The organism is Pectobacterium sp. 1950-15, from assembly GCF_037136835.1.
Taxonomy (GTDB): Bacteria; Pseudomonadota; Gammaproteobacteria; order Enterobacterales; family Enterobacteriaceae; genus Pectobacterium.
The window spans coordinates 1-25531 of record NZ_JBBBQR010000010.1 but is presented as its reverse complement, the minus strand read 5'-3'; the positions used below and the strand labels follow the sequence as shown (position 1 = coordinate 25531).

Here is a 25531-nt window from a genome sequence, read left to right as displayed (position 1 = left end):
TTACCCCATGATCTTATCGCGAAACATAAAGAAAACCGCGCCTAAGAGACACAGCCCCGCCCAAATATAATCGGTGCGGAACGGCTCTTTTAAAATGATCATAGAGAAAGGGATAAATACGGAAAGGCTGATCACTTCCTGCAATATTTTCAATTGGCCGGCTGAAGCAACCTGATAGCCAATCCGGTTTGCAGGCACCTGCAAGAGGTATTCGAATAACGCGATACCCCAGCTAACCAATGCGGCAATTATCCAGGTACGGCCGCTGAAATAGCGTAGATGTCCATACCAGGCGAACGTCATAAATATGTTACTCAATGTCAGCATGCCGACAGTAATGAAAATAGGCGACATTATTACTTCTCCGAGTGATCCACTTTCACATTATCTCGCCGCGGGGAAGAAAACACCATAAACGGCATTTTCTTCCACTCGGAAAAGTTATTACGACTTATTTCTATTGGGCGCTGCGCTGAATGGCCTTTCCGCCCGCTTCCACATCTTGCCCAACGCCTCGGGTGGTATTACACCCCACCACCGCAGAGAGAATAACCAGAGAGAAAATGGCAACAAAAGCTTTCTTTAACATACTCGGTTCCTTCTTTATGAGAGTAGGACTTCAACGGTACGAAAGTGACTGCTTTTTAAGCGTAGCCAATTTTAATGCTTGTGACGGTTTTTTCGGACGAGGAGCAAAACAGAGGGAAACTTAAGTGAGGAAAAAAGGAATTAAAAAAGCCGCCCTTATAGAAGGCGGCATTTCCAGATACATTATTTAACGCGTGAAACGTACTCACCAGAACGCGTGTCAACTCTGACCACTTCGCCGATCTGTACGAACAATGGCACTTTAACGACCGCGCCGGTGCTCAGCGTTGCTGGCTTACCACCAGTACCTGCGGTATCGCCTTTCAGGCCTGGATCGGTATCGGTGATTTCAGCTTCGATAAAGTTCGGTGGCTGAACGGCGATAGGACGACCATCCCACAGGGTAACGATACATTCAGCGTTGTCCTGCAGCCATTTTGCAGAATCACCCACGGTCTTCTCTTCAACCTGATGCTGTTCAAACGTCTCAGGGTGCATGAAGTGGTAGAACTCACCGTCGTTATACAGGTAGTTCATGTTGGTATCTACAACGTCTGCGCCTTCTGCAGAATCGGTAGATTTGAAGGTTTTCTCAACGCGAGAACCCGTCAACAGACGACGCATTTTTACGCGAGCAAAAGCCTGGCCTTTACCCGGCTTAACAAATTCACTGGATTCGATGGCATACGGCTCGCCTTCGAACATGATTTTAAGACCGGAACGGAAATCGTTGCTAGAATAAGTCGCCATAAAGGCCCTCTACAATTTAATACTGGTACGAAGCCAAAAAAATGGCACACATTGTAACCCTAAATATACCTTCCAGAGAAGATTGGTTGCAGCAACTTGCAGACGTAATTACCGATCCTGATGAATTACTGCAACTTTTGGCACTGAACGATCACGCTAAACTCCGACAAGGTAACGATGCACGCAGGCTTTTTGCTCTGCGAGTACCGCGCGCCTTCGCTGCACGGATGCAAAAAGGCAATCCTGACGATCCGTTGCTGCTACAGGTATTAACCGCACGCGAGGAGTTTACTGCCACGCCAGGCTTCACCCACGACCCGCTTGATGAGCAACACAGTGTCGTACCGGGGCTACTGCACAAATATCACAACCGCGCGTTATTGCTGGTTAAAGGCGGCTGCGCGGTGAACTGTCGCTACTGCTTCCGCCGCCATTTCCCGTATCAGGATAATCAGGGCAATAAGGCCAACTGGCGTCAGGCGCTGGATTATATCCGCCAGCATCCCGAACTGGATGAGATCATTTTTTCCGGCGGCGACCCGCTGATGGCCAAAGACCACGAGCTGGACTGGCTAATCACCGAGCTGGAGCATATCCCGCATCTGAAACGCCTGCGCATTCACAGCCGCTTGCCGGTGGTGATCCCTGCACGTATTACCGACGCGCTGTGCGATCGTCTGTCCCGCAGTTCGCTTCAGGTGTTGCTGGTGACGCATATTAACCACCCGCAGGAAATTGATCCTGATTTAACACAAAGTATGGCGCGTTTGCGCCGCGCAGGCGTGACGCTGCTCAACCAAAGCGTGCTGCTGCGCGGGGTGAATGACAACGCAGAAACGCTCGCCCGACTCAGCAATGCATTATTTGACGCGGGTATTCTGCCTTATTACCTACACGTACTGGATAAGGTACAGGGTGCTGCACACTTTCTAGTGGATGACAACGAGGCGCGCGTCTTGGTGAAAGCGCTAATGAAGAAGGTATCCGGCTATCTGGTACCGCGTCTGGCGCGGGAAATCGGTGGCGAAGCCAGCAAAACACCGCTGGATTTAGGGATGAAACAGCATCAGGACGACACTGAGCGATCGGTAGGTTAATTATAAGGTGAGAGCAGGTTTCCCTACTCTCACCCGGTTTCTCTCTAGCTTAAGGACATTTGTAGACGCTGCCGCTCATCTTGCTGTCCAGCGGCGCAAAGCTTGACCAGAAGGTCTCACTCGGACTGGTTGCGCCATAGACCGTATTGCCCCCCATCGCCGCCGCTTTATTACGCAGATCGTTTGCCGCACCGCGCATAGAACTGCCATCGCTATGATTGCCCGCCAGCCAGTTAGACTGGCTACCGCTGGCCTGCCCCAACAGCTGACATTCGCTGCCTGGCTTGGTATCCGTGAACGTCACGGCCTGCCCGGCGGCGCTGAGTTGGCTACTGCTACTGCTGCATCCCGCCAGCAGCACTGCCGCGGCGAGTCCCAACAAAATACGAACCTGCATGTCTTCCTCCTTGCGATTGAAAAACCAAAGGGCACAGGCCCGCTTAGTTACGCCACGCTTTGAAACGGTTGATCAGCCCGTTAGTGGAACTGTCATGGCTGTCGATCGTACTGTCATTTTCCAGCTCTGGCAGAATACGGTTCGCCAGTTGTTTACCTAACTCCACGCCCCACTGATCGAACGTGAAGATGTTCAGGATCGCGCCCTGAGTAAAGATCTTGTGCTCATACAGCGCAATCAGCGCACCCAGACTGTACGGGGTAATTTCGCGCAGCAGGATGGAGTTGGTTGGACGGTTGCCTTCAAAGACTTTAAACGGCGCCACGTGTTCCACGTCTTTGGCGCTTTTGCCTGCCGCCGCAAATTCCGCTTCCACCACGTCACGGCTCTTACCGAACGCCAGCGCTTCCGTCTGTGCAAAGAAGTTCGACAGTAGCTTGCTGTGGTGATCGCTCAATGGATTATGGCTAATCGCTGGCGCAATGAAATCACACGGAACCAGCTTGGTGCCCTGATGGATCAACTGGTAGAACGCATGCTGGCCGTTCGTGCCCGGCTCACCCCAGATAATTGGCCCAGTCTGGTAATCCACCGGATTGCCATTGCGATCGACATATTTTCCGTTGGATTCCATATTTCCCTGTTGGAAATAGGCGGCGAAGCGGTGCATGTACTGGTCATACGGCAGAATCGCTTCGGTTTCGGCACCGAAGAAATTGTTGTACCAAATACCGATCAGCGCCAGCAGCACAGGCAGGTTTTTCTCCGCTGGCGTGGAAGCAAAATGCTTATCCATCGCGTGCGCGCCGCTGAGCAGTTTTTCAAAGTTCTCAAAGCCCAGAGAAAGAATGATCGACAGTCCAATCGCCGACCACAGGGAGTAGCGTCCGCCCACCCAGTCCCAGAATTCGAACATGTTGTTGGTATCAATGCCAAATTCGCCGACGGCTTTCGCGTTGGTGGACAGCGCGGCAAAGTGCTTGGCAACGTGCTTCTCGTCCTGCGCCGTGTTCAGGAACCAGTCGCGTGCGCTATGGGCGTTGGTCATGGTTTCCTGCGTGGTGAAGGTTTTTGACGCGACGAGGAACAGCGTGGTTTCCGGGTTCAGCGGCTTCAACGTTTCAGCAATATGCGTGCCGTCAACGTTGGAGACAAAGTGCATGTTGAGGTGATTTTTATACGGCTTCAGCGCTTCCGTTACCATGAACGGCCCCAGATCGGAGCCGCCGATACCGATATTCACCACGTCGGTGATCGTTTTTCCGGTATAGCCTTTCCACTCACCGCCGATCACGCGTTCGCTGAAATCTTTCATCTTCGCCAGCACCGCGTTGACTTCCGGCATCACATCTTTGCCATCTACCAGAATCGGCGTGTTGCTGCGGTTACGCAGGGCAACGTGCAGAACGGCGCGGTCTTCCGTGCGGTTGATTTTCTCACCGGAAAACATGGATTTAATCGCCGCAGACAGGTCGGTTTCCCGCGCCAGCGCGTGCAGTTTTTCCATCGTTTCGGCCGTGATGCGGTTTTTGGAGTAATCCACCAGCATCTGATCGTCGAACGTCGCGGAAAAATGCGCGAAACGATCGCTATCTTGTGCAAACAGCTCGCTGATTTGCACCTCTTTCATCGCGTCAAAATGGTGTTGTAATGCCTGCCAGGCGGCAGTTTGGCTTGGATTGATATTTTTCATAATGCGACTTTCTCTCTAAGCATGAGTTCAAAGTGACTGAATCGATTGTATCCCTTAAAATCCAGATTGAGATCCCTTTTCTTGCTAAAAGCGATTTATGCCCTGTAGGTTACGGACAGATTGTTTACTGACAGATTGTTTATTGACAGAAACCGCATAACCCGTTATTTGTAACACCGTACTTGCACACTCGGTGTGCAAGCCAGAAGAGGCGCGTCGCCCAGGTAAGATATCGGAGGAACCGTAATCCGCTGATGATATCCGAGGGGGAGCGACGCCGAGATGGAGTGAAATACGGCTTTCACCCTATCGACTACAGAGGCTGAATCCTCTGGGTTGTCACCGGATTTGTCCTGATGGACGTCCAGCAAGGTGGAGCGCTTCTGGGTGTATCGTAGTCATTTTCTACGCCTGCCCCCTACTTCTGCTCTCCCCCTGTGCCAAGGCTGATTAATGGAATGCTGTTTACTGAAAACAGCCTACCCCTGACACGAGGTTTTTTGACATGTCTGCAACTGAAGTTTCCGCAAACGCGAATTCTACCGTTATTGCCAAATTTGGCGGCACCAGCGTGGCGGACTTTGACGCCATGAATCGCAGCGCCGATGTGGTGTTATCGAATCCAAATGTACGAGTTGTGGTGCTGTCGGCGTCGGCAGGTATCACCAATTTACTGGTTGCGCTCGCCGAAGGCCAGGCGCCGGAAATTCGCGCCGAGCATCTGGCGAAAATCCGCCAGATCCAATACGCCATCATCGATAGGCTGACCAACCAAAGCGTTATTCGCGATGAAATTGACCGCATGCTAGACAGCGTCACCACGCTGTCTGAAGCCGCGGCGCTCGCGACGTCCAACGCGTTGACCGATGAACTGGTCAGCCACGGCGAACTCATGTCGACTCTGCTGTTTGTCGAGATTCTGCGCCAGCGTGATGTCGTGGCAGAATGGTTCGATGTGCGCAAAATCATGCGCACAGACGATCACTTTGGCCGTGCACAGCCGGACTGCGACGTGCTGGGCGAACTGACGCGCAGCCAGCTGCAGCCGCGCCTTGAGCAAGGTCTGGTGATCACACAGGGCTTCATCGGCAGTGAGGCGAAAGGCCGCACGACTACGCTGGGCCGCGGCGGTAGCGATTATACCGCGGCGCTGCTGGGCGAAGCCCTCAACGTCAGCCGGATTGATATCTGGACCGATGTTCCCGGCATTTACACCACCGACCCACGCGTGGTGCCGACGGCAAAACGAATCGACCAGATCATGTTTGAAGAAGCCGCCGAAATGGCGACATTTGGCGCGAAAGTCCTGCACCCCGCGACGCTGCTGCCCGCTGTGCGTAGCGATATACCGGTGTTTGTCGGCTCCAGCAAAGATCCAGCCGCGGGCGGTACGCTAGTGTGCAATAAAACCGAAAACCCGCCGCTGTTCCGCGCGTTGGCGCTGCGTCGTAAACAAACGCTGCTTAAGCTGTATAGCCTGAACATGCTGCACGCACGCGGTTTTCTGGCCGAAGTGTTCAGCATTCTGGCGCGTCACAACATCTCCGTTGACCTGATCACCACGTCAGAAGTCAACGTCGCGCTGACGCTCGACACCACCGGTTCCACCTCCACGGGCGACAGCCTGCTGTCCAGCGCCCTGCTGACCGAACTGTCATCGCTGTGTCGTGTCGAGGTTGAAGAGAATCTGTCGCTGGTCGCACTGATCGGCAACAATCTGTCTCAGGCCTGTGGGGTCGGAAAAGAAGTGTTTGGCGTACTGGAACCTTTCCGTATTCGCCTGATCTGCTACGGCGCCAGCAGCAACAACCTGTGCTTCCTGGTACCGGGTGATGATGCCGAGCGAGTCGTGCAGACGCTGCACCGCAGCCTGTTCGAGTAAATTCACGACGCGTAGTCGGTCTCTTCGTTATATTTTTATGCAGACGCGGATTTTGCCGTTATCCGGCGTAAAAAATTATGCAGAGGAGATAGCAGGCTTAGGATGAGCCGCAGGACGCGGCGAAAGCTTGCGCCACGCATGGAGCGTGTCGCAAGCGGTCCGTTAAGCCCGATATCGACGAAGGCACCGCGTCAGCGGCATAATTTCCGCCGAAAGCCTGGGGTCACGGGGCAAGCGGCGTCTGAACCGTCCCGTGTCGGGCGCATGCTACGAGGTAGCATGAAAATGGCAGCATTATCGCGCACGAAACTATCTCTCAGTCAGCATAAAAATAGACGGCTGTATCCAGTGAGCCCCTACAAAGGGAATCACAGTGTCAGCGGTGACTCTTCGCGTTCTTCCTCACCATCCTGCTGCACAATCAATACGTTATACGCTACCGCACAGAACAGTGAGTTCAGTCGATTCATGTCCCCGAGTAAACTCAGATGGAGCGAACTGGTTTCCAGACTCTGTACGTTGTGCTGATGTAAGCGATCGACATGCGCGTGCGCATAACGACGGTTCATAATACGGAAGCGATGTTTGGCCCGACGCAGGCGTTTCGCGCTGGTGATATCCTCCGACAGGAAAACCGACAGCCCCAGACGCAGATTCGCCAGCAGTTGTTCATGCAAATGGTTCAACTCTTCCAGACCCTGTGCAGAAAACGCCATGCGTACGCCGGAGGAATGATTGGCGATGTCGTCTGCCATGCGCTCGATAATATCTCCCGCCTGCTCCAGATTCAGCGCCACTTCGATCACTTCCGCCCAGCGCCGAGAATCCCGCTCATCTAAGCCATCTTTCTGAATCTGCGCCAGATAGAGCTTAATCGCGGTGTAAAGAATATCGACATCATCATCAAGCCGGCGAATTTCCCGGCGTTGCATATGGTCGCCCTGCAACACTTCGCGGTACAACCGCAGCATCTGCTCCAGCACATCGCCAATTCGCAGCGTTTCCCGCGCGGCGTTGGCTAACGCCAGCGCTGGCGTGTCCAGCGAACTGGTATCCAAATGGCGCGGTTTCATCTGGACATCGACCTGCGGTGAATCAGCAATCATCGCGCAGGACAGGCGCGCCACCACGCCGGTAAGCGGAATCAGCAGCAGGCAACGAATCAGGTTGTAAAACAGGTGGAAGTAGATCACCAGCTCTTCGGCACCCAACGGAATACGCGTCAGCCAGCGCGAAAGCGGCTCAACCAGCGGCAGCACGACCAGACACCCGATCAGCTTGAATAGCATGCTGCCGAGCGCCACGCGTCGACCTTCCGCATTCTGCGTCGAGGTGCTCATCATCGTCAGTAACCCGCTGCCCAGATTGGCCCCAATGACCAGACACATCGCTACTTCCAGCGAAATCACACCGCTTGCCGTCAAGGTTGCCGTCAGCAGTACCGCCGCCAGACTGGAATAGGTAATCACCGCGAACAACGCGCCAACCAGCGCGTCCAGCATGACGTCGCCCGTCAACGAGGAAAACAGCACCTTCACGCCCGACGTCTGCGTGATCGGGGCAGCAGCCACGACAATCATTTCCAGCGCCAGCAGAATCAGCCCGAGCCCAATCGCCACACGGCCAATCTGCCCAACCCGCGTCTGCTTGCGGCTGAGGAAAAATATCACGCCAAGAAAAATCAGCAGCGGAGAAAGCCAGGACAGGTCGAACGTCAGAATTCGCACCATCAGTGCCGTCCCGACATCTGCCCCGAGAATAATCACCAGCGCAGGCGTTAGCGCCACCAGCCCCTGTGAGACAAACGAGGTTGTCAGCAACGCGGTCGCATTGCTGCTCTGCACCAGCGCAGTAACGCCAATACCAGCCATAAAAGCTAACGGTTTTTTCTCAACGCTGTCGCTGAGAACCCGCCGTAACTGGGTGCCATAAACCCGCATAATACCGGTACGGACAATGTGAGTGCCCCACACCAGTAACGCAATCGCAGAAAGGAGATTCAGCAGTGTTAACAAAAAATCCGCGCCTCCAGCTAAACATGTGTTGATGAAATACGATCTGTTGATGACGTAATGAACGACCATCTTACCAGATGTTAGCAGGCCTTACTGCGAGGCAGCCCGCGCTGGAGAAAAATCATTCAGTAATCAATTACTGATAAAAATTAATTAACTGACAATATTTAAAAAACAGAATCCAAATCAATAAGCCCATAATTTTGCCTCACACCTTCCCCGGTTAGCGCTATGCTCTTTTTATCCCTATAACTCTTATGGGTTATAACCCCGCAGTATTCCGCTAGCTCGTGTAAGGAAAATGGATGAAGACGAAAACCTCGTATGGACTGAACTGGCTCCCACTGATCGTGATTCTTGCCATCGCCGCCTTGTTTTGGCAAATGGAACCCCCAACGGGCTTAAGTCCCGCCGCCTGGCACTCAGCCGTCATTTTCGTCGCAACGATCGTGTCTATTGTCGCTAACGTGCTCCCGATTGGGGCTATCGGTATTATCAGTATCACGCTCTTTGCGCTGACGTATGCCGCAGGGGATAAAACAGCCAGCGGCGCGATACAGACCGCACTCAGCGACCTGAACAGCTCGCTGATCTGGCTGATTGTTGTGGCATTCATGATCGCGCGCGGATTTATCAAAACGGGTCTGGGCCGCCGCATCGCCTTGCAGATGATCCGCCTGCTTGGGAAACGCACGCTGGGTCTGGCTTACGGGCTGGCCTTCGCCGATCTGGTGCTGTCCCCTGCGATGCCGAGCAATACCGCACGCTGCGGCGGGATTATTTATCCGATTGCCGATTCGCTATCGCGCAGCTTTGATTCCAAACCGGAAGATGCCTCACGCAGTAAGATCGGTACCTTCCTGATTACCTGCATCGGTAACGTTAACGATGTGACGGCAGCGCTGTTTATGACCGCCTACACCGGCAACCTGCTGGCGGTGAAGCTTGCAGCCAACGCGGGGGTAACCATCACCTGGGGAAGCTGGTTTCTGGCAGCGCTCGTGCCTTGTTTAATCTCTCTGGCTGTTGTCCCCCTGCTCGTCTATTGGCTAACCAAACCGGAAATTCGCCATACGCCGGATGCGCCAAAACTGGCCGTCGCCGAACTGGCAAAGATGGGCAACATGAGCCGCGGTGAATGGCTGATGGCCTTCACCGTTATCCTCCTGCTGGTGCTGTGGATTTTTGGCGATAAATTAGGCGTGGATGCCACGACAGCCTCGTTCGTTGGGCTGTCTTTCCTGCTGTTAACCGGCGTACTGAGCTGGGAAGACGTGAAAAGCGAGAAAGGCGCCTGGGATACGCTGATTTGGTTCGCCGCGCTGCTGATGATGGCGAATCAGTTGAAAAAGCTCGGCTTCACGAACTGGTTTGGCGATCTCATCGGCAGCAACATCGGCCACTTAATGCAGGGAACCAGTTGGGTATTGGTGCTGTTGCTGCTGAATGCGGCCTATTTTTACACCCACTATTTCTTCGCCAGCGGCAACGCGCAGATCGCCGCGCTTTTTGCGGTGTTCCTGGGTGTCGGGATCAACCTGAACATTCCGGCGGTGCCGATGGCATTCATGCTGGCGTTTACCAGCAGCCTGTACTGTTCACTGACGCAATATACCCACGCGCGCGGCCCCATCCTGTTCGGCGCGGGCTACGTGCCCACCGCCATCTGGTGGCGCACCGGCTTCGTCGTCAGTCTGGTCAATCAGGCAATCTTCATGAGCGCAGGTCTGCTGTGGTGGAAGGCAATTGGCCTGTATTGATCGTTAGCGAATACATGATATGAAAAAGCCGGGGAAACCCGGCTTTCGTTTTATTGCGGCAAAACACGCGATCAGAACGAATAAGATACGCTGCCGATTACGCTGCGCTCGGCACCGAAGTAACAGAATTCCAGCGAGTTACAGGAAGCAACATAACGTTTATCGGTCAGGTTGTTGACATTAAGCTGCGCGCTTAGCCCTTTCAGACCCACCTTCGAGAGATCGTATCCTATCGCCATATCCACCAGCGTATAAGAAGGCAGCGTGTGGGTGTTGGCGCGATCGGAGGTCACCCCGTTCACGTAACGTATGCCAGAGCCAATCGTCAGGCCGTCCAGCAGACCACTTTTGACATCATAGCTGGCCCAGGCGCTGGCCTGATTGCGCGGTGCGTACACCGCCCGTTTCCCTTGCTCAGCCACGCTGCTTTTCTTATAGCGAATATCCGTATAGGTATAAGCGGCTTGCAGACGCAGATTATCGGTAATATGGCTCACGGCCTCCAGTTCAACGCCTTCCGATTCAATTTCACCTACAGAACGGTAAGGGTCGTTAGGCTGAACTTTTGTCGCCACGTTCTTCTGATTAATACGGAAGACCGACAGACTGTACTGATCTTGAGAACCTTCCGGCTGATACTTCATCCCGGCTTCCCACTGCTTGCCTTTCATTGGTTCCAGTACGTTGCCGTTATCATCGGCGAAGCTGGTTGGCGTAAAGGCCGTGGAATAGCTGACATATGGCGCAAAGCCGTTATCAAACAGATAGAGCAAAGCCGCACGTGAGCTAAAGTTGTTTTTATCCAACTCGCTGTGTGTGCCTTTGGTGTGGTTAACGTGGGTCACTTTTACTTGATCGTGGCGACCACCCAGCGTTAAGCGCCAGCGCTCCCAGCTCATTTGATCCTGAACGTAGATCCCCGTCTGTTGCAGTTTGTGTCTTTCCTGCGAGCTGGACATACCTGTTGGCCCGGAACCATAAACGGGATTAAACGCGTCAATCGCCGGGAAGGTGCCAGAAGGCCAGTCCACATTATTATTACGCTGCTGATAGTCGATCCCCACCAACAGACGATGGTTCACCGCACCGGTATCCACGCTGCCATCAAGCTGGTTATCTAACGTTAACGCGGACAGCGACTCGCGGGAACCCGAGTAATAACGGGTCAGCGTATTGTTACCCAATGGTTCCCAGCCGTAGGCGTACACCTGATCCAAATGCACTTTGGTACGCAGATAACGCAGCTTTTGGCGCACTGCCCAGCCGTTATCGAAACCATGCTCAAAGTTGTATCCCACCATGTTTTGCTTACGATCGTACTTCTCATAATTCTCTTCCCCTTCATAGAAGGTGTTCGAGATTTTCCGCCCGTTATGCGCCACCACCGTGCCTTCATACGGTAAACCCGAATGGCTTCCGCCCTCAGGATCGCGTTGCAGGTAAGCCATCAATTCCAGCCGTGTCTTGTCGGAAATCCGCCACAGCAGGCTGGGCGCAATCGCATAGCGTTCTTCTTTCAGCGGCCCAAATTGGGTATCCGCTTCACGGACCATCCCACCCAGACGGAACGCAAAACGTTCGTCATCATCCAGCGGGCCGGTGACATCGAACGCCGCACCACGTTGTGCATTGTTGCCTGCGAACAGTTTGATCTGTCCGCTGCGATCGAACGACGGCTGGCGGGAATTCAGCGCCACAATCCCACCCGGAGAAGAACGCCCGTAGAGGACGGACGCCGGGCCTCTGACCACTTCAATGCTGTCGAGGAACCAGGGATCGATAACCAGCGAGCTATGGGAGTTGGTATCCCCCATCATCTTCAGCCCGTCGAGATAGACGTTATCCAGACTACCGTCGGAAAAGCCGCGCAGTACCATGTAGTCAAAGCGGTTGGACGCGCCGATCTGATTGTTATACACGCCCGGCGTATAGCCGACCGCCTGCCGAACGCTGGTCGCGCCCTGCTCCTGAATCTGATCGCGCGTAATGATAGAAACGGCCTGAGGAGTCTCGACATCCGGCGTTTCCAGCTTGGTCGCCCCGCGTTGCGTTTGAGACGTGACGACGACCGTATCACCCGGAGAAGAAGAGGATGGCGTATCCTGCGCCAGTACCGACACCGTAAATCCACTGGTGAAACAGCCGACCACCAGCGCCAGCCGCGTTTTTCTGAACATGGGAATCTCCACAGACCTTATTATTGTAAATAAGAATTATTACTGTTTTTAGTCTTGTGATAGCTATGCGCAGTGACAGCGTGCGTATGCGTAATGACAAAACGGGAACTCAGTGGGAAAGCGTCAGGCAGGCAGCCTCTGACATCAATAAGGTTCAGAGGAGTGATAAAGGGAAGCGTTAGCTGACCATGCGCGCATCGCTTGGCGCAATACCATAACGCCGCCGGAAAGCCGTGGCAAAGTTGGTCGCGTGCTGGTAGCCCGACATCCAGGCCGCCTGCTGCACGCTGTATCCCTGCGCCAGATAGCGACGGGCCAATTCCAGCCGGCAGTCGCGCAGGTAGTCAAAGACCGAATGACCATATGCCTGACGAAACTTGGTACGCAGGCTGCTGCTGCTCATCGCGGCCAGCTGCGCCAGCTCATTAAGGGTGTACTCTTTTTCAGGCTGTTGTGCCAGACGCCGTCGAACGTTCTCCAGCCGCTCCTGTTCGCCGGGCGGAGGCAATACGCGCCGTTCTCCGCCACGTTGCCCGAATGACAGGCCTTGCCCCAGCAGCTGTAGCATCACGCCTTCCAACATCATCTGGCGCGATAATCCCGGCGTAGTGTTTTCCAGCGCGTGCTGCAACCCAGATAACAAGTAGCCGGGAACCTGCCATAAAAACGTCGGATTTCCCCCTTGTTCCCACTCGTTCAGCAGCGAGCCTAACAGCGGATCCAAAGCAAAAGTGGCGGGAAAAATACCCAGCGATACGGTGCGAAGGTGGCAATCCGCAAGGTGGCTGGCGTTCATGACTAGCGGGTCGCCCAACCGGGTACTGAATGCCATGCCCGATCGCACAACAAATTCTTTACCGTTCAGGCGCAGCGCGACGCACCCTTCCAGCACCACCAGCGTATAAAACGGGCAGCAGTGCAAAGAGGTCGATTCGTAAGGCTGCAACACGCGCACATTGGAATTCGTCAGGCAAATACCGGAAGATAGCGTCATCTCTTCGACATCCCCCTGCACCACGATACGCTTTTCTTTCGTGCGATCGCGGCAAGACGACAGCTGCGGGAAGTGGTAATCAATCCCGTAACGTTCACCGATGTCGAAGAAATCCTCAATGGAAAAGAGTCGTTTGAGCATGAGCGGGAAAATACCCTCATCCTGTTTAACGCCCAGAATCAGGCCTGCAGTTAACGGACATAGCGTGAGACGCAGCGACATATTCGCCGCAGAGATTGTTAATCACCTTATCATTGCGAGACAGACGCATCAATAAGACTGATAACTATTCTCATCATAATGAGTTTCATGTGATGACAGGTTTAGAGGCAGAAAACATCCACGAGCTAATCAGTTTTGTTTTCCAACTGGCGTTAAAAATTATACTGAGGCGGACGAGGACGCCGTGTGAGCAGCATGGACGCTGCGAAAGCTAGTGCCGCGCCGGGAGCGCGTCACTAGCGGCACGATTAGCGTTCTCGAATGCCGAAGGAACCGCGCAGCGGTATAATTTCGCCAGAAAGCCTGGGTTCTCAGGGCAGCGGCGATTGAGCGCCCTGAGCGGGCGTGGCGCTAGTACCACAGAGAAATAATGTGGTCTATCACGCACGAAACGCCCCCTCACTGACATAGTTGAGATGACAACCTCTCCAAGGTTGATGTTGTCATACTCGACTTAGGTCGCAATTTAATCCGCATCATAACCCAAATTCGGCGCTAACCAGCGCTCCACCTCACTCACTTCCATACCTTTGCGCACCGCGTAATCCTCTACCTGATCGTGCTGGATTTGCGCGACGGCGAAGTATTTGCTGTCGGGGTGGCTGAAGTACCAGCCGGATACCGACGCGCCCGGCCACATGGCATAGGATTCAGTTAACTTCATGCCGGTATGCTTTTCCACATCCAACAGCTGCCAGATTTGCACTTTCTCCGTGTGATCCGGGCAAGCCGGATAGCCCGGCGCAGGGCGAATCCCCTGATAGTTTTCCCGAATCAGCAGCTCATTACTGAGGTTCTCATTCGGCGCATAGCCCCAGTAAACTTTACGCACGCGCTCATGCAGGTATTCTGCAAAAGCTTCCGCCAGACGGTCAGAGATCGCCTTCACCATGATCTTGTTGTAATCATCATGCTGAGCTTCCCATTGATCGGCTAACGTATCTTCTTCCAGCCCACCGGTCACCGCGAAGGCACCGAGATAATCTGGCTTACCGCTGGACTTCGGCGCCACGAAGTCGGACAGACAATAGTTCGGAAAATCGGTTTTCTCCGTCTGCTGGCGCAGATGGTGACTGACTGACAGCACCGTGTCGCGCCGTTCATCGGTATAAATCACCACGTCATCCCCAACGCGGTTCGCCGGGAATAATCCCACCACCCCACGAGGATTCAGCGCCCCACGTGCGGATAAGTCATCCAACATCGCATTGGCATCGGCAAACAGGCGTTTGGCCTCTTCTCCCACCACCTCATCTTCCAGAATGCGGGGATATTTCCCCGCCAGCGACCAGGTCATAAAGAACGGCGTCCAGTCGATGTAGTTACGCAGCGTTTCAATGCTGGCCGTCACTTCCTGAACACCGAGACGATGCGCAACCGGCGGCGTATAATTTTCCCAGTCCAGCGCAGAGGCGTTAGCGCGCGCCGCTTCCAGCGTCACTGGCGGCGTTCGCGGCTTTTTACGCGCATGCTGAATACGCACCGTTTCGTACTCTTTACGGGTACGCGCAACAAAGTCGTCATATTGCGTACTAGACAGCAGCGCTGACACCACACCAACAGAGCGGGACGCATTCTGCACGTAGACCGTCGGGCCGCTGTAGTTTTGTTCAATCTTCACGGCAGTGTGCGCTTTAGAGGTCGTCGCGCCGCCAATCAGCAGCGGCAGCGTAAAGCCCTGACGCTCCATCTCTTTCGCTACGTTGACCATTTCATCCAGCGACGGCGTAATCAGCCCAGACAGCCCGATGATATCGACCTTCTCTTCACGCGCGGTCTTCAGGATCTTATCCGTCGGCACCATCACGCCCAGATCGATAATTTCGTAGTTGTTACATTGCAGCACCACGCCGACGATGTTTTTACCGATATCGTGAACGTCGCCTTTTACCGTCGCCAGCAGGATCTTTCCGGCTGACGTACCTTTGGCTTTACTGGCTTCAATATAGGGTTCGAGGTAGGCCACCGCCTGCTTCATGACGCGAGCAGATTTCACTACCTGTGGCAGAAACATTTTCCCTGCACCGAACAGGTCGCCGACAACGTTCATCCCATCCATCAACGGGCCTTCAATAACTTCTATCGGCCGTGCGGCCTGCTGACGCGCTTCTTCAGTATCCAGCTCAATAAATTCGGTAATGCCTTTCACCAACGAATATTCCAGACGCTTCTTCACATCCCAGCCGCGCCATTCCGCCTGCGTTTTACTGCCTTCATCTTCTGTTTTGCTGCCGCGATATTTTTCCGCCAGCTCAAGCATCCGTTCGGTGGCATCGCTGCGACGGTTCAGGATCACATCCTCCACCGCCTCGCGTAGTTCCGCGGGGAGATCGTCATAGATCGCCAACTGACCGGCATTCACTATCCCCATGTCCATGCCATTGCGGATGGCGTGATAGAGGAAAACGGCGTGGATCGCTTCACGCACCAGATCGTTGCCACGGAATGAGAACGACACGTTGGACACGCCGCCGGAGATCATCGCATGCGGCAGTTGCGCCTTGATGTCTGCACAGGCCTCAATGAAATCCACCGCGTAGTTGTTGTGTTCGTCGATCCCCGTTGCCACGGCGAAGATGTTCGGGTCGAAGATGATATCTTCCGGTGGAAAACCGACGTCTTCCGTCAGGATGCGGTAGGCCCGGCGACAAATTTCAATTTTACGTGCGCGAGTATCTGCCTGACCGACTTCATCAAACGCCATGACCACCACGGCAGCACCATAGCGCCGCACCAGTTTGGCATGGTGGACAAAGGCCTCAACGCCTTCCTTCATGGAGATCGAGTTAACAATCCCTTTGCCCTGAATGCATTTAAGCCCTTTCTCAACCACATCCCATTTTGAGGAATCGATCATGATCGGCACACGGGCAATATCCGGCTCGCCAGCAATGAGATTCAGGAAACGGACCATCGCCGCTTCCGCATCCAGCATGCCTTCATCCATGTTGATATCGATGATCTGTGCGCCGCTTTCCACCTGCTGACGGGCGACATCCAGCGCTTCGTTGTATTTTTCTTCTTTAATCAGTCGCTTAAAACGCGCAGAACCGGTAACGTTCGTCCGTTCCCCCACGTTAACAAATAGGGTCTTGGCATCGATAGTCAGCGGTTCCAGACCGGATAAGCGGCAGGCGACCGGGATCTCCGGCAGCTTACGCGGCGGCACGCCTTCCACCACTTTCGCCATCGCGGCAATATGCGCGGGTGTCGATCCACAGCAGCCGCCGACGATATTCAGAAAACCGGATCGCGCCCATTCGCCGATATGTTTCGCCATATCGGCCGGATCTAAATCGTACTCCCCGAAGGCATTGGGCAGTCCTGCATTGGGGTGCGCGCTCACATAGCATTCTGAAATACGTGATAGCTCAGCGACATACTGGCGCAGTTCATCCGGCCCCAGCGCACAGTTCAAACCGAACGAGAGCGGGCGCGAATGGCGTAGAGAGTTGTAAAACGCTTCGGTTGTCTGGCCGGATAGCGTACGCCCTGACGCATCCGTGATCGTGCCGGAAATCATCACTGGCAGGACGATCCCCAGTGCCTCAAATTCGCTTTCGACCGCGAAGCTCGCCGCTTTAGCATTCAAGGTATCGAAGATGGTTTCGATCATAATCAGATCGACGCCGCCCGCGATCAAGGCGCGTGTCGATTCGCGATACGCGTCCACCAGTTGATCAAAACTGACGTTGCGAAACGCGGGATCGTTAACATCGGGGGAGATCGAGGCAGTGCGGTTCGTCGGGCCAAGCACGCCGGCAACATAACGCGGTTTATCCGGCGTTAATGCCGTCCATTTATCCGCACTGGCACGCGCGAGCTGTGCGGCAACGGTATTAATTTCCGCCGACAGCGATTGCATATCATAGTCCGCCATCGCAATGGTGGTGGCGTTGAAGGTGTTGGTTTCGAGAATGTCGGCACCGGCTTCCAGATAGGCGTCATGGATTTCACTAATCACCTGCGGCCTGGTGAGCACCAGCAGATCGTTATTTCCCTTCACATCGCTCGGCCAGTCGGCAAAACGCTCGCCGCGATAATCTGCTTCCTGCAGGCGATAACCCTGGATCATGGTTCCCATACCACCATCCAGCACCATAATGCGTTGCGCCAACTGACGCCGCAATTCGTCTACCCGATTACTCACGCGAACCCCATTCTCGGCCAATAAATACGATATGTTGTGTCTATCCTAGCATAAGTTGTGAACACGCTGACGCGGTGTAGCATGAGACTTTTTCAGGTCATTTGCCGATAAAAAACACAGAGAAAGAAGAGTTGCATTCTGTGGTAAAAAAACGAAAATCAATTCCATTACCACAAAAAGGAATCGATGCCATGACGCCACCAGAGCCAGCCAAACGCGGGAAAAAACCCAGAGCCAGCACGGGAACCGCTGCACAGCCAACCGGGCAGGTTCAGTCGCTGACCCGTGGCCTGACGTTGCTTGAATATATCGCCAAAGCCAACGGCAGCGTGGCGCTAACCGATCTCGCTCAGCAGGCCGGTTTACCGAATTCCACGACCCACCGTCTACTCACCACCATGCAGCAGCAGGGCTTTGTGCGTCAGGTTGGCGATCTGGGGCTGTGGACGATTGGCTCACACGCCTTTATCGTCGGCAGCAGCTTTCTGCAAAGCCGCAACCTGCTGGCGATTGTGCATCCGATAGTACGCAAGTTGATGGAAGACTCGGGCGAAACCGTCAATCTGGCTGTACTCGATCAGACAGACAGTCAGGCGATCATCATCGATCAGGTGCAATGTACGGCGCTGATGCGTATGTCTGCACCGATCGGCGGTAAGCTACCGATGCATGCTTCCGGTGCCGGGAAAGCGTTTCTGGCGCATTTGCCCGATGCGCAGGTCACACAGTTGCTACACAAGAAAGGGCTGCACGGCTACACACCGCACACTTTCAGCTCGCCACAAGCCCTCAAGGAAAATTTGTCGCTGATTCGCAAGCAGGGTTACTCCTTCGATGATGAAGAGCATGCGCTGGGGCTACGCTGCATCGCGGCCTGTATTCTGGATGAACATCAGGAAGCCTTCGCTGCCATTTCCATCTCTGGCCCCGTATCTCGCATCACGGACGACCGCGTCACAGAACTCGGCGCGCTGGTGATCAAAGCTGCGAAACAGGTGATGCAGGAATACAGCGGGTTATAAGCCTTTTAGGCGCATGTTTATGCAGACTGTGGAAGGTTTCGTGCGCAATAGTGCCGTTATTTTCATGCTACTTCGTAGCACGCGCCCGACACAGGGCGCTCAGTCGCCGCCGCCCTGTGTACCCAGGCTTTCCGGCTAAATTATGCCGCTGACGCGGTTCCATCGGTGTTCCTGACCGCTAGTCGAGCCGCCAGTGACGCGTTCCATACGCGGCACTGGCTTTCGCGACGTCCTGTCGCTCACTCGGCGGTCAAACCCACCGCTGCATAATTTTTTACGCCGGATAACGACAAAAACCAGAATCCTTCTCAGCAGTTGTGTACCGCGGATCAGCACGCTGGCTGAAGCGCTTGCGGCGTCGGTAGGCGTACACATCCTCAATGTGCCCTTCCCGGATGCGCTGCTGTAGTGCTCGCCAGTAATCCGCGCAAAACAGATCGCCGTGCATTTCCTCAAACAGCGTACGAATGTGGCGGTCGCTACACAGGAAATGGGGAAACTCTTCGGGAAACACATCATTCGGCGCGACGCTGTACCACGGTTCGGCGGCCAGCTCATCTTCCGGGTGACGCGGTGGCGGTATTTTGCGGAAGTTCACCTCGGTCATGTAGCAAATTTCATCGTAGTCATAGAACACGACTCGCCCATGGCGCGTGACGCCGAAATTCTTGAATAGCATGTCGCCGGGGAAAATGTTCGCCGCAGCCAGCTGTTTGATCGCATTGCCGTATTCTTCAATCACATCATGCAACTGCTGTGCGTTTGCCTGCTCCAGATAGAGATTCAACGGCGTCATCCGGCGTTCCATGTACAAGTGCCTGATCACCAACCGATCGCCCAGATCTTCCAGCTTATCCGGCACCTCACGCCAAAGTTCATCCAGCAGTTCCGAGCTAATACGGTGCTTATCAATGACGAAGTTTTCATATTCCTGCGTGTCCGCCATACGCCCGACGCGATCGTGTTCTTTCACCAGTTGATAACACGCCATGACCCGCTCCGCACTCACCTCTTTCTGTGGCGCAAAACGATCTTTGATGACCTTAAAGACGCGATCGAAAGAAGGCAGCGTAAACACCAGCATCACCATCCCTTTCACGCCGGGAGCGATGATGAACTGCTCTTCTGATTCGGCAATGTAGTGCAAATATTCACGGTAATACTCAGTTTTACTGTGTTTCTGACAGCCAATCGCCAGGTAAAGCTCCGCCGTCGTCTTCCCCGGCAAAATATCCCGCAGCCAGGCGACCAGCGCAGACGGCAGCGGGGCATACACCATGAAGTAAGAACGGGCGAAACCAAACACAATGCTGGCGTCCGCCTGGCTGGTTAAGCAGGTATCAATAAATAGCGCACCACGTTCATTGTGATGAATCGGCAACAGGAACGGAACAATACCGTCAGGGAGCGACAGCTTGCCCACCAGCCAGGCCGCTTTGTTACGATAAAACAGTTCGTTAGCCACCTGTAACGTCGCCTGAGCAAGCTGCTCCGCAGAAAACGTGCGCTGTAAATACGTAACGATATAGCCAATATCACGCGGTAAATCCTCCCACGGTAACCGCAGTGGCACATCACCCAGCAGCTTTTCCAACATGTTCTGCCAACCGTCAGTGGGCACAAACGTCTTGGCGATAGGTCGGGGAATCTCACGAAAACGTTGTTCAGGCTGAGAGCTGAAAACAAACAACTTATCCGGCGTCAGTTCCCGATGGTTAAACAGCCGACAGTAGACGGAATTAAAGAAACTCTCGGCAATCTCAAAACGCGGGTAGTCTGGCAGTAAGCGGGTGTAGATATGCTTCACGCGCGCTAAAAAATCCGCATCATCGCAGCGGATACCGGTAATACAGCGCAACTGTTCGACCACCAAACCAACGTGGTGATCGTATAGGTGAATACGCTGTTTCATCGCCTGCTGTACGGCAGGCCAGTCAGCCTGTTCAAAGCGCTGCTGCGCCCCCGCCGTCACTTCAAGAAAACGTCCATATTGCGCATCAAATCCTTGTAGGATCGTCTGCGCCACCAACTTTTCAAGGTCACGCGTCATCATGATCTCCAGATGAAACCCGGCCAGCCGAACACTGACCGGGTCAGGATCAGAACTGCTGTTCTTCCGTCGATCCCGTCAGCGCCGTCACTGAAGACTCGCCTCCCTGAATGATGTTCGTCACCTTATCGAAGTAGCCGGTACCCACTTCCTGCTGGTGTGATGAGAAGGTATAGCCGTCTTTAATCGCCTCAAATTCAGGCTGTTGCACTTTTTCTACGTAGTGCCGCATCCCTTCACCCTGCGCATAGGCATGCGCCAGGTCGAACATGTTGAACCACATGCTGTGAATGCCGGCCAGCGTAATGAATTGGTACTTGTAGCCCATCGCCGACAGCTCATCCTGAAAACGCGCAATCGTGCTGTCATCCAGATTCTTCTTCCAGTTAAAGGAAGGTGAACAGTTGTACGCCAACAGCTTACCGGGGAACTTCGCATGGATTGCTTCGGCAAAACGACGCGCCAGCGATAAATCCGGCGTTGAGGTTTCGCACCACACCAAATCGGCATACGGTGCGTAGGCTAAACCGCGGCTGATTGCCTGCTCAATTCCAGCTCGCGTGCGATAGAAGCCTTCCACCGTACGTTCTCCGGTGATGAAATCACGGTCATACTCATCACAATCGGAAGTCAGCAAATCCGCTGCATCCGCATCGGTTCGCGCAACCAGTAAGGTCGGCACACCCAAGACATCCGCCGCCAGACGCGCCGCAACCAGTTTCTGAATGGCTTCCTGCGTCGGCACCAGCACCTTGCCCCCCATGTGCCCGCATTTCTTCGCTGATGCCAGTTGATCCTCGAAATGAACCGCCGCAGCACCCGCTTCAATCATCGATTTCATCAGCTCAAACGCATTCAACACGCCGCCAAATCCCGCCTCCGCATCCGCCACAATCGGCAGGAAGTAGTCGGTATGACGCTTGTCACCCGGCTCAATGTGGTTCGCCCACTGAATCTGATCGGCACGCCGAAACGTATTATTGATGCGTTCAATCACTGCGGGCACGGAGTTCGCTGGGTAGAGCGACTGATCGGGATACATACTGGACGCCAGATTGGCATCCGCCGCCACCTGCCAGCCGGAAAGGTAAATCGCCTCAATGCCCGCTTTCGCCTGCTGTAAAGCCTGTCCGCCTGTCAGCGCGCCCAGGCAATTCACATAACCTTTGCGCGCGTCACCATGCAGCAGGTTCCACAGCTTCGCAGCACCGAGCTGCGCGAGCGTACATTCCGGGTTCACCGAACCCCGTAGATTAATCACATCTTCTGCGCTGTAGGGGCGCGTAATCCCTTCCCAGCGGGCGGTTTTCCACTCTTTTTCAATATGCTGGACTTGTTGGGTACGAGAGGTCGTCATAGCAGAGGTTCCTTTTATTATCAGTCAGGATTAATCAAGCAGTGCGTAGCCAGGTAGTGTCAGGAAGTCGATCAGCTCATCTTGCGTGGTGATTTGCTCCATCAGCCGGGCGGCGTCATCAAAGCGCCCTCCACTGAAACGGGCATCGCCGAGCTCCTCCTGAATCACAAACATCTCTTCGGCCAGCATCTGACGGAACAGCGCCTTGGTGATCACTCGACCATCGCTCAATGTCTTGCCGTGGCGAATCCACTGCCAGATTGAGGTGCGGGAGATTTCTGCCGTCGCCGCATCCTCCATCAGCCCATAAATCGGGACGCAGCCATTGCCGGATATCCATGCCTCGATGTACTGCACCGCAACGCGAATATTCGCGCGCATCCCCACTTCCGTGCGCTCGCCCGGACAAGGCTCCAGCAATTCCTCAGCGCGAATAGGCGCATCCTGTTCACGGCGAATATCGAGCTGATTTTTACGCCCACCTAACGCCCGATCGAACACCTCCATCACCGCATCGGCCAACCCCGGATGAGCCACCCAGGTGCCATCATGCCCATTGTGAGCTTCCAGCTCTTTGTCTTTACGTACCTTATCCAACACCCAGTTATTGCGTTCCGCATCCTTACTTGGGATGAACGCCGCCATCCCACCCATGGCGAACGCGCCACGGCGATGGCAGGTTTTGATCAACAGTCGTGAGTAAGCGCTAAGGAAAGGTTTTTCCATCGTTACCGACTGGCGGTCAGGCAGAACGCGATCGCCGTGGTTCTTTAATGTTTTGATATAGCTGAATATATAGTCCCAGCGGCCACAGTTCAGCCCAACGATATGATCGCGTAAGTGATAGAGAATTTCGTCCATCTGGAAAACGGCAGGCAATGTTTCAATCAACACCGTCGCTTTGATCGTCCCGCGCGGCAGGTCAAAACGATCTTCCGTATAGCAGAAAACATCATTCCACCAGGCCGCTTCCTGCCATGACTGCGTCTTGGGCAGATAGAAGTAAGGGCCGCTACCTTTCTTCAGCAATTCCTGATAGTTGTGGAAAAAATACAGTGCGAAGTCAAACAGGCTGCCAGGAATGGCCTCCCCCTGCCAGGACACATGTTTTTCAGGCAGATGCAAACCGCGCACGCGGCAAATCAATACGGCAGGATTGGGCTTCAACTGGTAAATTTTTCCTGCTTCATTGATATAGGAAATCGTACCGCGTACGGCATCCCGTAAGTTGATTTGCCCGTCGATGACCTTTTCCCATCCCGGTGACAGAGAATCCTCAAAGTCCGCCATGAAAACTTTCACATTGGCATTCAATGCATTGATTACCATCTTGCGTTCAACCGGGCCGGTAATCTCAACACGACGATCCTGAAGGTCATCGGGAATACCGCGTATTGTCCACGCCTTATCACGAATGGAAGCCGTTTCTGAAATAAAATCAGGCAGCTTACCCTGATCGATATTACGCTGCTGGAGCTGCCGTTCGGCGAGCAACTGATTACGTGCCGGTGTAAAATGCGCAACCAGCTCCGTTAAAAAATCAATCGCTTCCTCCGTAAGAATTTGCTTCTCACCTTCACCAAAACGCTGACTAAACGCCAATTCTCTGTTTATCGTCTGCTGCATCATTCGTGGTTCCTTTTCAGATTCCGCTTCATTCATCAACAACCGCCAAATCGGCAAACCAGTATGTACATTTCTTAGCCGACAGAATTAAGCGTAATACAAGAAAAAAAAAATCAAAAACAATTTCCATTTTTATATAAAATTAATCATAAGCCATTAATAAAAATGAAGATAAAAATAGGAAGAGAAAAGAAATGACTTTCACTCATTAGAAGAAATGAAATGATTCAGCACAAAAAAGAAAGGCACCTTAAAGGTGCCTTAGAGAAAAGAAGGGAGATGGATTAATCCAGCGTAGGGTTCATTCGACGTAAATCATAAGGCGTAATCTGGTAGACATAATAATTCAGCCAGTTAACAAAAAGCAGATGGCCGTGGCTACGCCAGCTCGCTTTAGGTGCCAGTTCAGGGTTGTCGTCAGGGAAATAGTTAACCGGTACAGCCGGATCCAATCCGGCGTCATAATCACGGAAAAACTCTCCCGCTAGCGTCAGGGCATCATACTCTGGGTGTCCGGTAACAAACGCCAGGCGCTTATCTTTGCTGGCAAACAGATAGGCGCCAGCCTGCTCCGACTCAACCAGAATATCCAAATCTGTATGCTGCCGAATCACATCAACCGGGAAATCCGCATAGCGAGAATGTGGAGCCAGGAACGTTTCATCAAACCCGCGGGTCAACAACGCATGGGGTTGCAATGTTTGATGCGAATAAACGCCAGATAGCTTTTCTTTACGGGTCATTTTTGGAATGCCGTAGAGGATATTGAGAGCAGCCTGCACAGCCCAACACACGAATAATGTGGAGGTAACATGCTCTTTTGCCCACTCGATGACACGCGCGATCTGTGGCCAATAAACAACATCACAGAAATCGACTAATCCCAACGGTGCGCCCGTCACAATCAGGCCATCAAAATTGTCGTTCTGAATATCGTCGAAATCGCAGTAGAAGTTATTCAGATGCTCGGCCGGCGTATTCTTTGATTCACGGCTATCAATACGCAACAGCTGGATATCAATCTGTAGGGGAGAGTTGGATAACAGGCGCAGAAACTGGTTTTCAGTCTCGATCTTTTTCGGCATCAGGTTCAGCACCAGCACTTTGAGGGGACGAATTTCCTGCGTTTTAGCACGCGAGGACGTCATGACAAAGACGTTCTCATTACGCAGAAAATTGACGGCTGGTAACTCATCAGGAACCCGAATTGGCATAACCTTATATCCTCAAAGCATACGTTTAAACGTTTAGACATCCAGATGCCCGAAGATAGCGAGTTTTCGTACTAATGTCGAGCGCTCAGCGCATAAGGTGAAAATGTTTCACGAGCCCCCTACTACTTCTGCTGAATACGTTTGAGCGCGTCAGAATCACTCAGGGGAACAGCGCTAGAAATAACAATGAGTCTGGATTTACGACAGCTCATCACGGTGATCTCCTGAAGTATGCGCTCCTCTACAGGAGAAAGCCCTCCTTCATTCATTTCCAGTGCGTGAATCAGTAGAGTCGTGCTCCTGAACCAGCTACGCCAATCGAAGGGAGTAACCTGACGGATAACACTTCGCAATGCCTTAGAAGCAGCCATAAAATCAGCAACCAGGATCCTATTATTGCTGAATGCACTCTGCGTCGAAGCTTCAAGCTGCGTACCAAGGTGGCGTACTGTGATTTGATTTTTACGGATTTGGATATAGAGATTCATAATTGGTCTTCCTGACGGTTTTATCTTCCTCACGCACTCCCAAATAGCG

At 53.5% G+C, this 25531-nt stretch carries 18 protein-coding genes and 1 riboswitch; of the genes, 4 read left to right on the top strand and 14 right to left on the bottom strand.

The genetic code is table 11. The annotated features are described in order from the left end of the window. The 3 genes from WCT94_RS12680 to efp all read right to left on the bottom strand — a co-directional run bounded on the left by WCT94_RS12680 (position 1) and on the right by efp (position 1338). Positions 1 to 354, bottom strand: a complete 354-nt coding sequence (locus WCT94_RS12680) for a DMT family protein (protein ID WP_015841889.1) — start codon at positions 352 to 354, stop codon at positions 1 to 3. A 103-nt stretch (positions 355 to 457) separates the two neighbouring features. Next, a complete protein-coding gene (locus WCT94_RS12675) occupies positions 458 to 589 on the bottom strand; it encodes an entericidin A/B family lipoprotein (RefSeq protein ID WP_005972977.1) in 132 nt (43 codons plus the stop codon). Between the two features lie 182 nt (positions 590 to 771). After that, positions 772 to 1338 (bottom strand): elongation factor P, encoded by a 567-nt coding sequence (gene efp / locus WCT94_RS12670; protein WP_180742814.1) that lies wholly within the window; start codon positions 1336 to 1338, stop codon positions 772 to 774. Between the two features lie 41 nt (positions 1339 to 1379). Between efp and epmB the strand changes: the two genes are divergently transcribed. Beyond that, entirely contained in the window at positions 1380 to 2435 is a 1056-nt protein-coding gene (gene epmB, locus WCT94_RS12665) for an EF-P beta-lysylation protein EpmB (RefSeq protein WP_336869836.1), read from the top strand. A 49-nt stretch (positions 2436 to 2484) separates the two neighbouring features. Here epmB and WCT94_RS12660 read toward each other — a convergent pair whose 3' ends face one another. Next, positions 2485 to 2832: a DUF4156 domain-containing protein gene (locus WCT94_RS12660; protein ID WP_014916786.1), complete on the bottom strand. Its 348-nt coding sequence runs from the start codon at positions 2830 to 2832 to the stop codon at positions 2485 to 2487. A 43-nt stretch (positions 2833 to 2875) separates the two neighbouring features. Then, positions 2876 to 4525, bottom strand: a complete 1650-nt coding sequence (pgi, locus tag WCT94_RS12655) for a glucose-6-phosphate isomerase (RefSeq protein ID WP_336869835.1) — start codon at positions 4523 to 4525, stop codon at positions 2876 to 2878. A 198-nt stretch (positions 4526 to 4723) separates the two neighbouring features. Next, positions 4724 to 4916: riboswitch (Lysine riboswitch) on the top strand. Positions 4917 to 5030: 114 nt separating this feature from the next. Between pgi and lysC the strand changes: the two genes are divergently transcribed. Beyond that, a complete protein-coding gene (gene lysC / locus WCT94_RS12650) occupies positions 5031 to 6407 on the top strand; it encodes a lysine-sensitive aspartokinase 3 (protein ID WP_336869834.1) in 1377 nt (458 codons plus the stop codon). 368 nt (positions 6408 to 6775) lie between these two features. Here the strand turns inward: lysC and WCT94_RS12645 are convergent, their stop codons facing one another. Beyond that, positions 6776 to 8422, bottom strand: a complete 1647-nt coding sequence (locus WCT94_RS12645) for a Na/Pi cotransporter family protein (RefSeq protein ID WP_336869833.1) — start codon at positions 8420 to 8422, stop codon at positions 6776 to 6778. A 305-nt stretch (positions 8423 to 8727) separates the two neighbouring features. On the opposite strand from WCT94_RS12645, the gene WCT94_RS12640 reads away from it, so the two are divergent. Continuing rightward, positions 8728 to 10182 (top strand): DASS family sodium-coupled anion symporter, encoded by a 1455-nt coding sequence (locus WCT94_RS12640; RefSeq protein WP_336869832.1) that lies wholly within the window; start codon positions 8728 to 8730, stop codon positions 10180 to 10182. Between the two features lie 71 nt (positions 10183 to 10253). Here the strand turns inward: WCT94_RS12640 and foxA are convergent, their stop codons facing one another. The 3 genes from foxA to metH form a co-directional block, all read right to left on the bottom strand. Continuing rightward, positions 10254 to 12359 carry a ferrioxamine B receptor FoxA gene (gene foxA / locus WCT94_RS12635; protein WP_336869831.1) on the bottom strand — a complete coding sequence of 702 codons (2106 nt, stop codon included), beginning with the start codon at positions 12357 to 12359 and terminating at the stop codon, positions 10254 to 10256. A 178-nt stretch (positions 12360 to 12537) separates the two neighbouring features. Beyond that, positions 12538 to 13494, bottom strand: a complete 957-nt coding sequence (locus WCT94_RS12630) for an AraC family transcriptional regulator (RefSeq protein ID WP_336869953.1) — start codon at positions 13492 to 13494, stop codon at positions 12538 to 12540. Positions 13495 to 14041: 547 nt separating this feature from the next. Next, positions 14042 to 17725, bottom strand: a complete 3684-nt coding sequence (gene metH / locus WCT94_RS12625) for a methionine synthase (RefSeq protein WP_336869830.1) — start codon at positions 17723 to 17725, stop codon at positions 14042 to 14044. Between the two features lie 191 nt (positions 17726 to 17916). Between metH and iclR the strand changes: the two genes are divergently transcribed. After that, entirely contained in the window at positions 17917 to 18747 is an 831-nt protein-coding gene (gene iclR / locus WCT94_RS12620) for a glyoxylate bypass operon transcriptional repressor IclR (protein ID WP_015841902.1), read from the top strand. A 274-nt stretch (positions 18748 to 19021) separates the two neighbouring features. Here the strand turns inward: iclR and aceK are convergent, their stop codons facing one another. From aceK to WCT94_RS12595, 5 genes are all read right to left on the bottom strand, one after another. Then, a complete protein-coding gene (aceK, locus tag WCT94_RS12615; protein ID WP_336869952.1) occupies positions 19022 to 20797 on the bottom strand; it encodes a bifunctional isocitrate dehydrogenase kinase/phosphatase in 1776 nt (591 codons plus the stop codon). Positions 20798 to 20846: 49 nt separating this feature from the next. Continuing rightward, a complete protein-coding gene (gene aceA, locus WCT94_RS12610; RefSeq protein ID WP_015841904.1) occupies positions 20847 to 22154 on the bottom strand; it encodes an isocitrate lyase in 1308 nt (435 codons plus the stop codon). A 30-nt stretch (positions 22155 to 22184) separates the two neighbouring features. Beyond that, positions 22185 to 23783 (bottom strand): malate synthase A, encoded by a 1599-nt coding sequence (gene aceB, locus WCT94_RS12605; protein ID WP_336869829.1) that lies wholly within the window; start codon positions 23781 to 23783, stop codon positions 22185 to 22187. A gap of 281 nt (positions 23784 to 24064) precedes the next feature. Further along, complete coding sequence (metA, locus tag WCT94_RS12600) at positions 24065 to 24994, bottom strand: homoserine O-acetyltransferase MetA (RefSeq protein WP_180779201.1); 930 nt, start codon at positions 24992 to 24994, stop codon at positions 24065 to 24067. A 122-nt stretch (positions 24995 to 25116) separates the two neighbouring features. Next, positions 25117 to 25531: YjaA family stress response protein (locus WCT94_RS12595; protein WP_336869828.1), on the bottom strand; the 415-nt coding region annotated here is incomplete at its 5' end.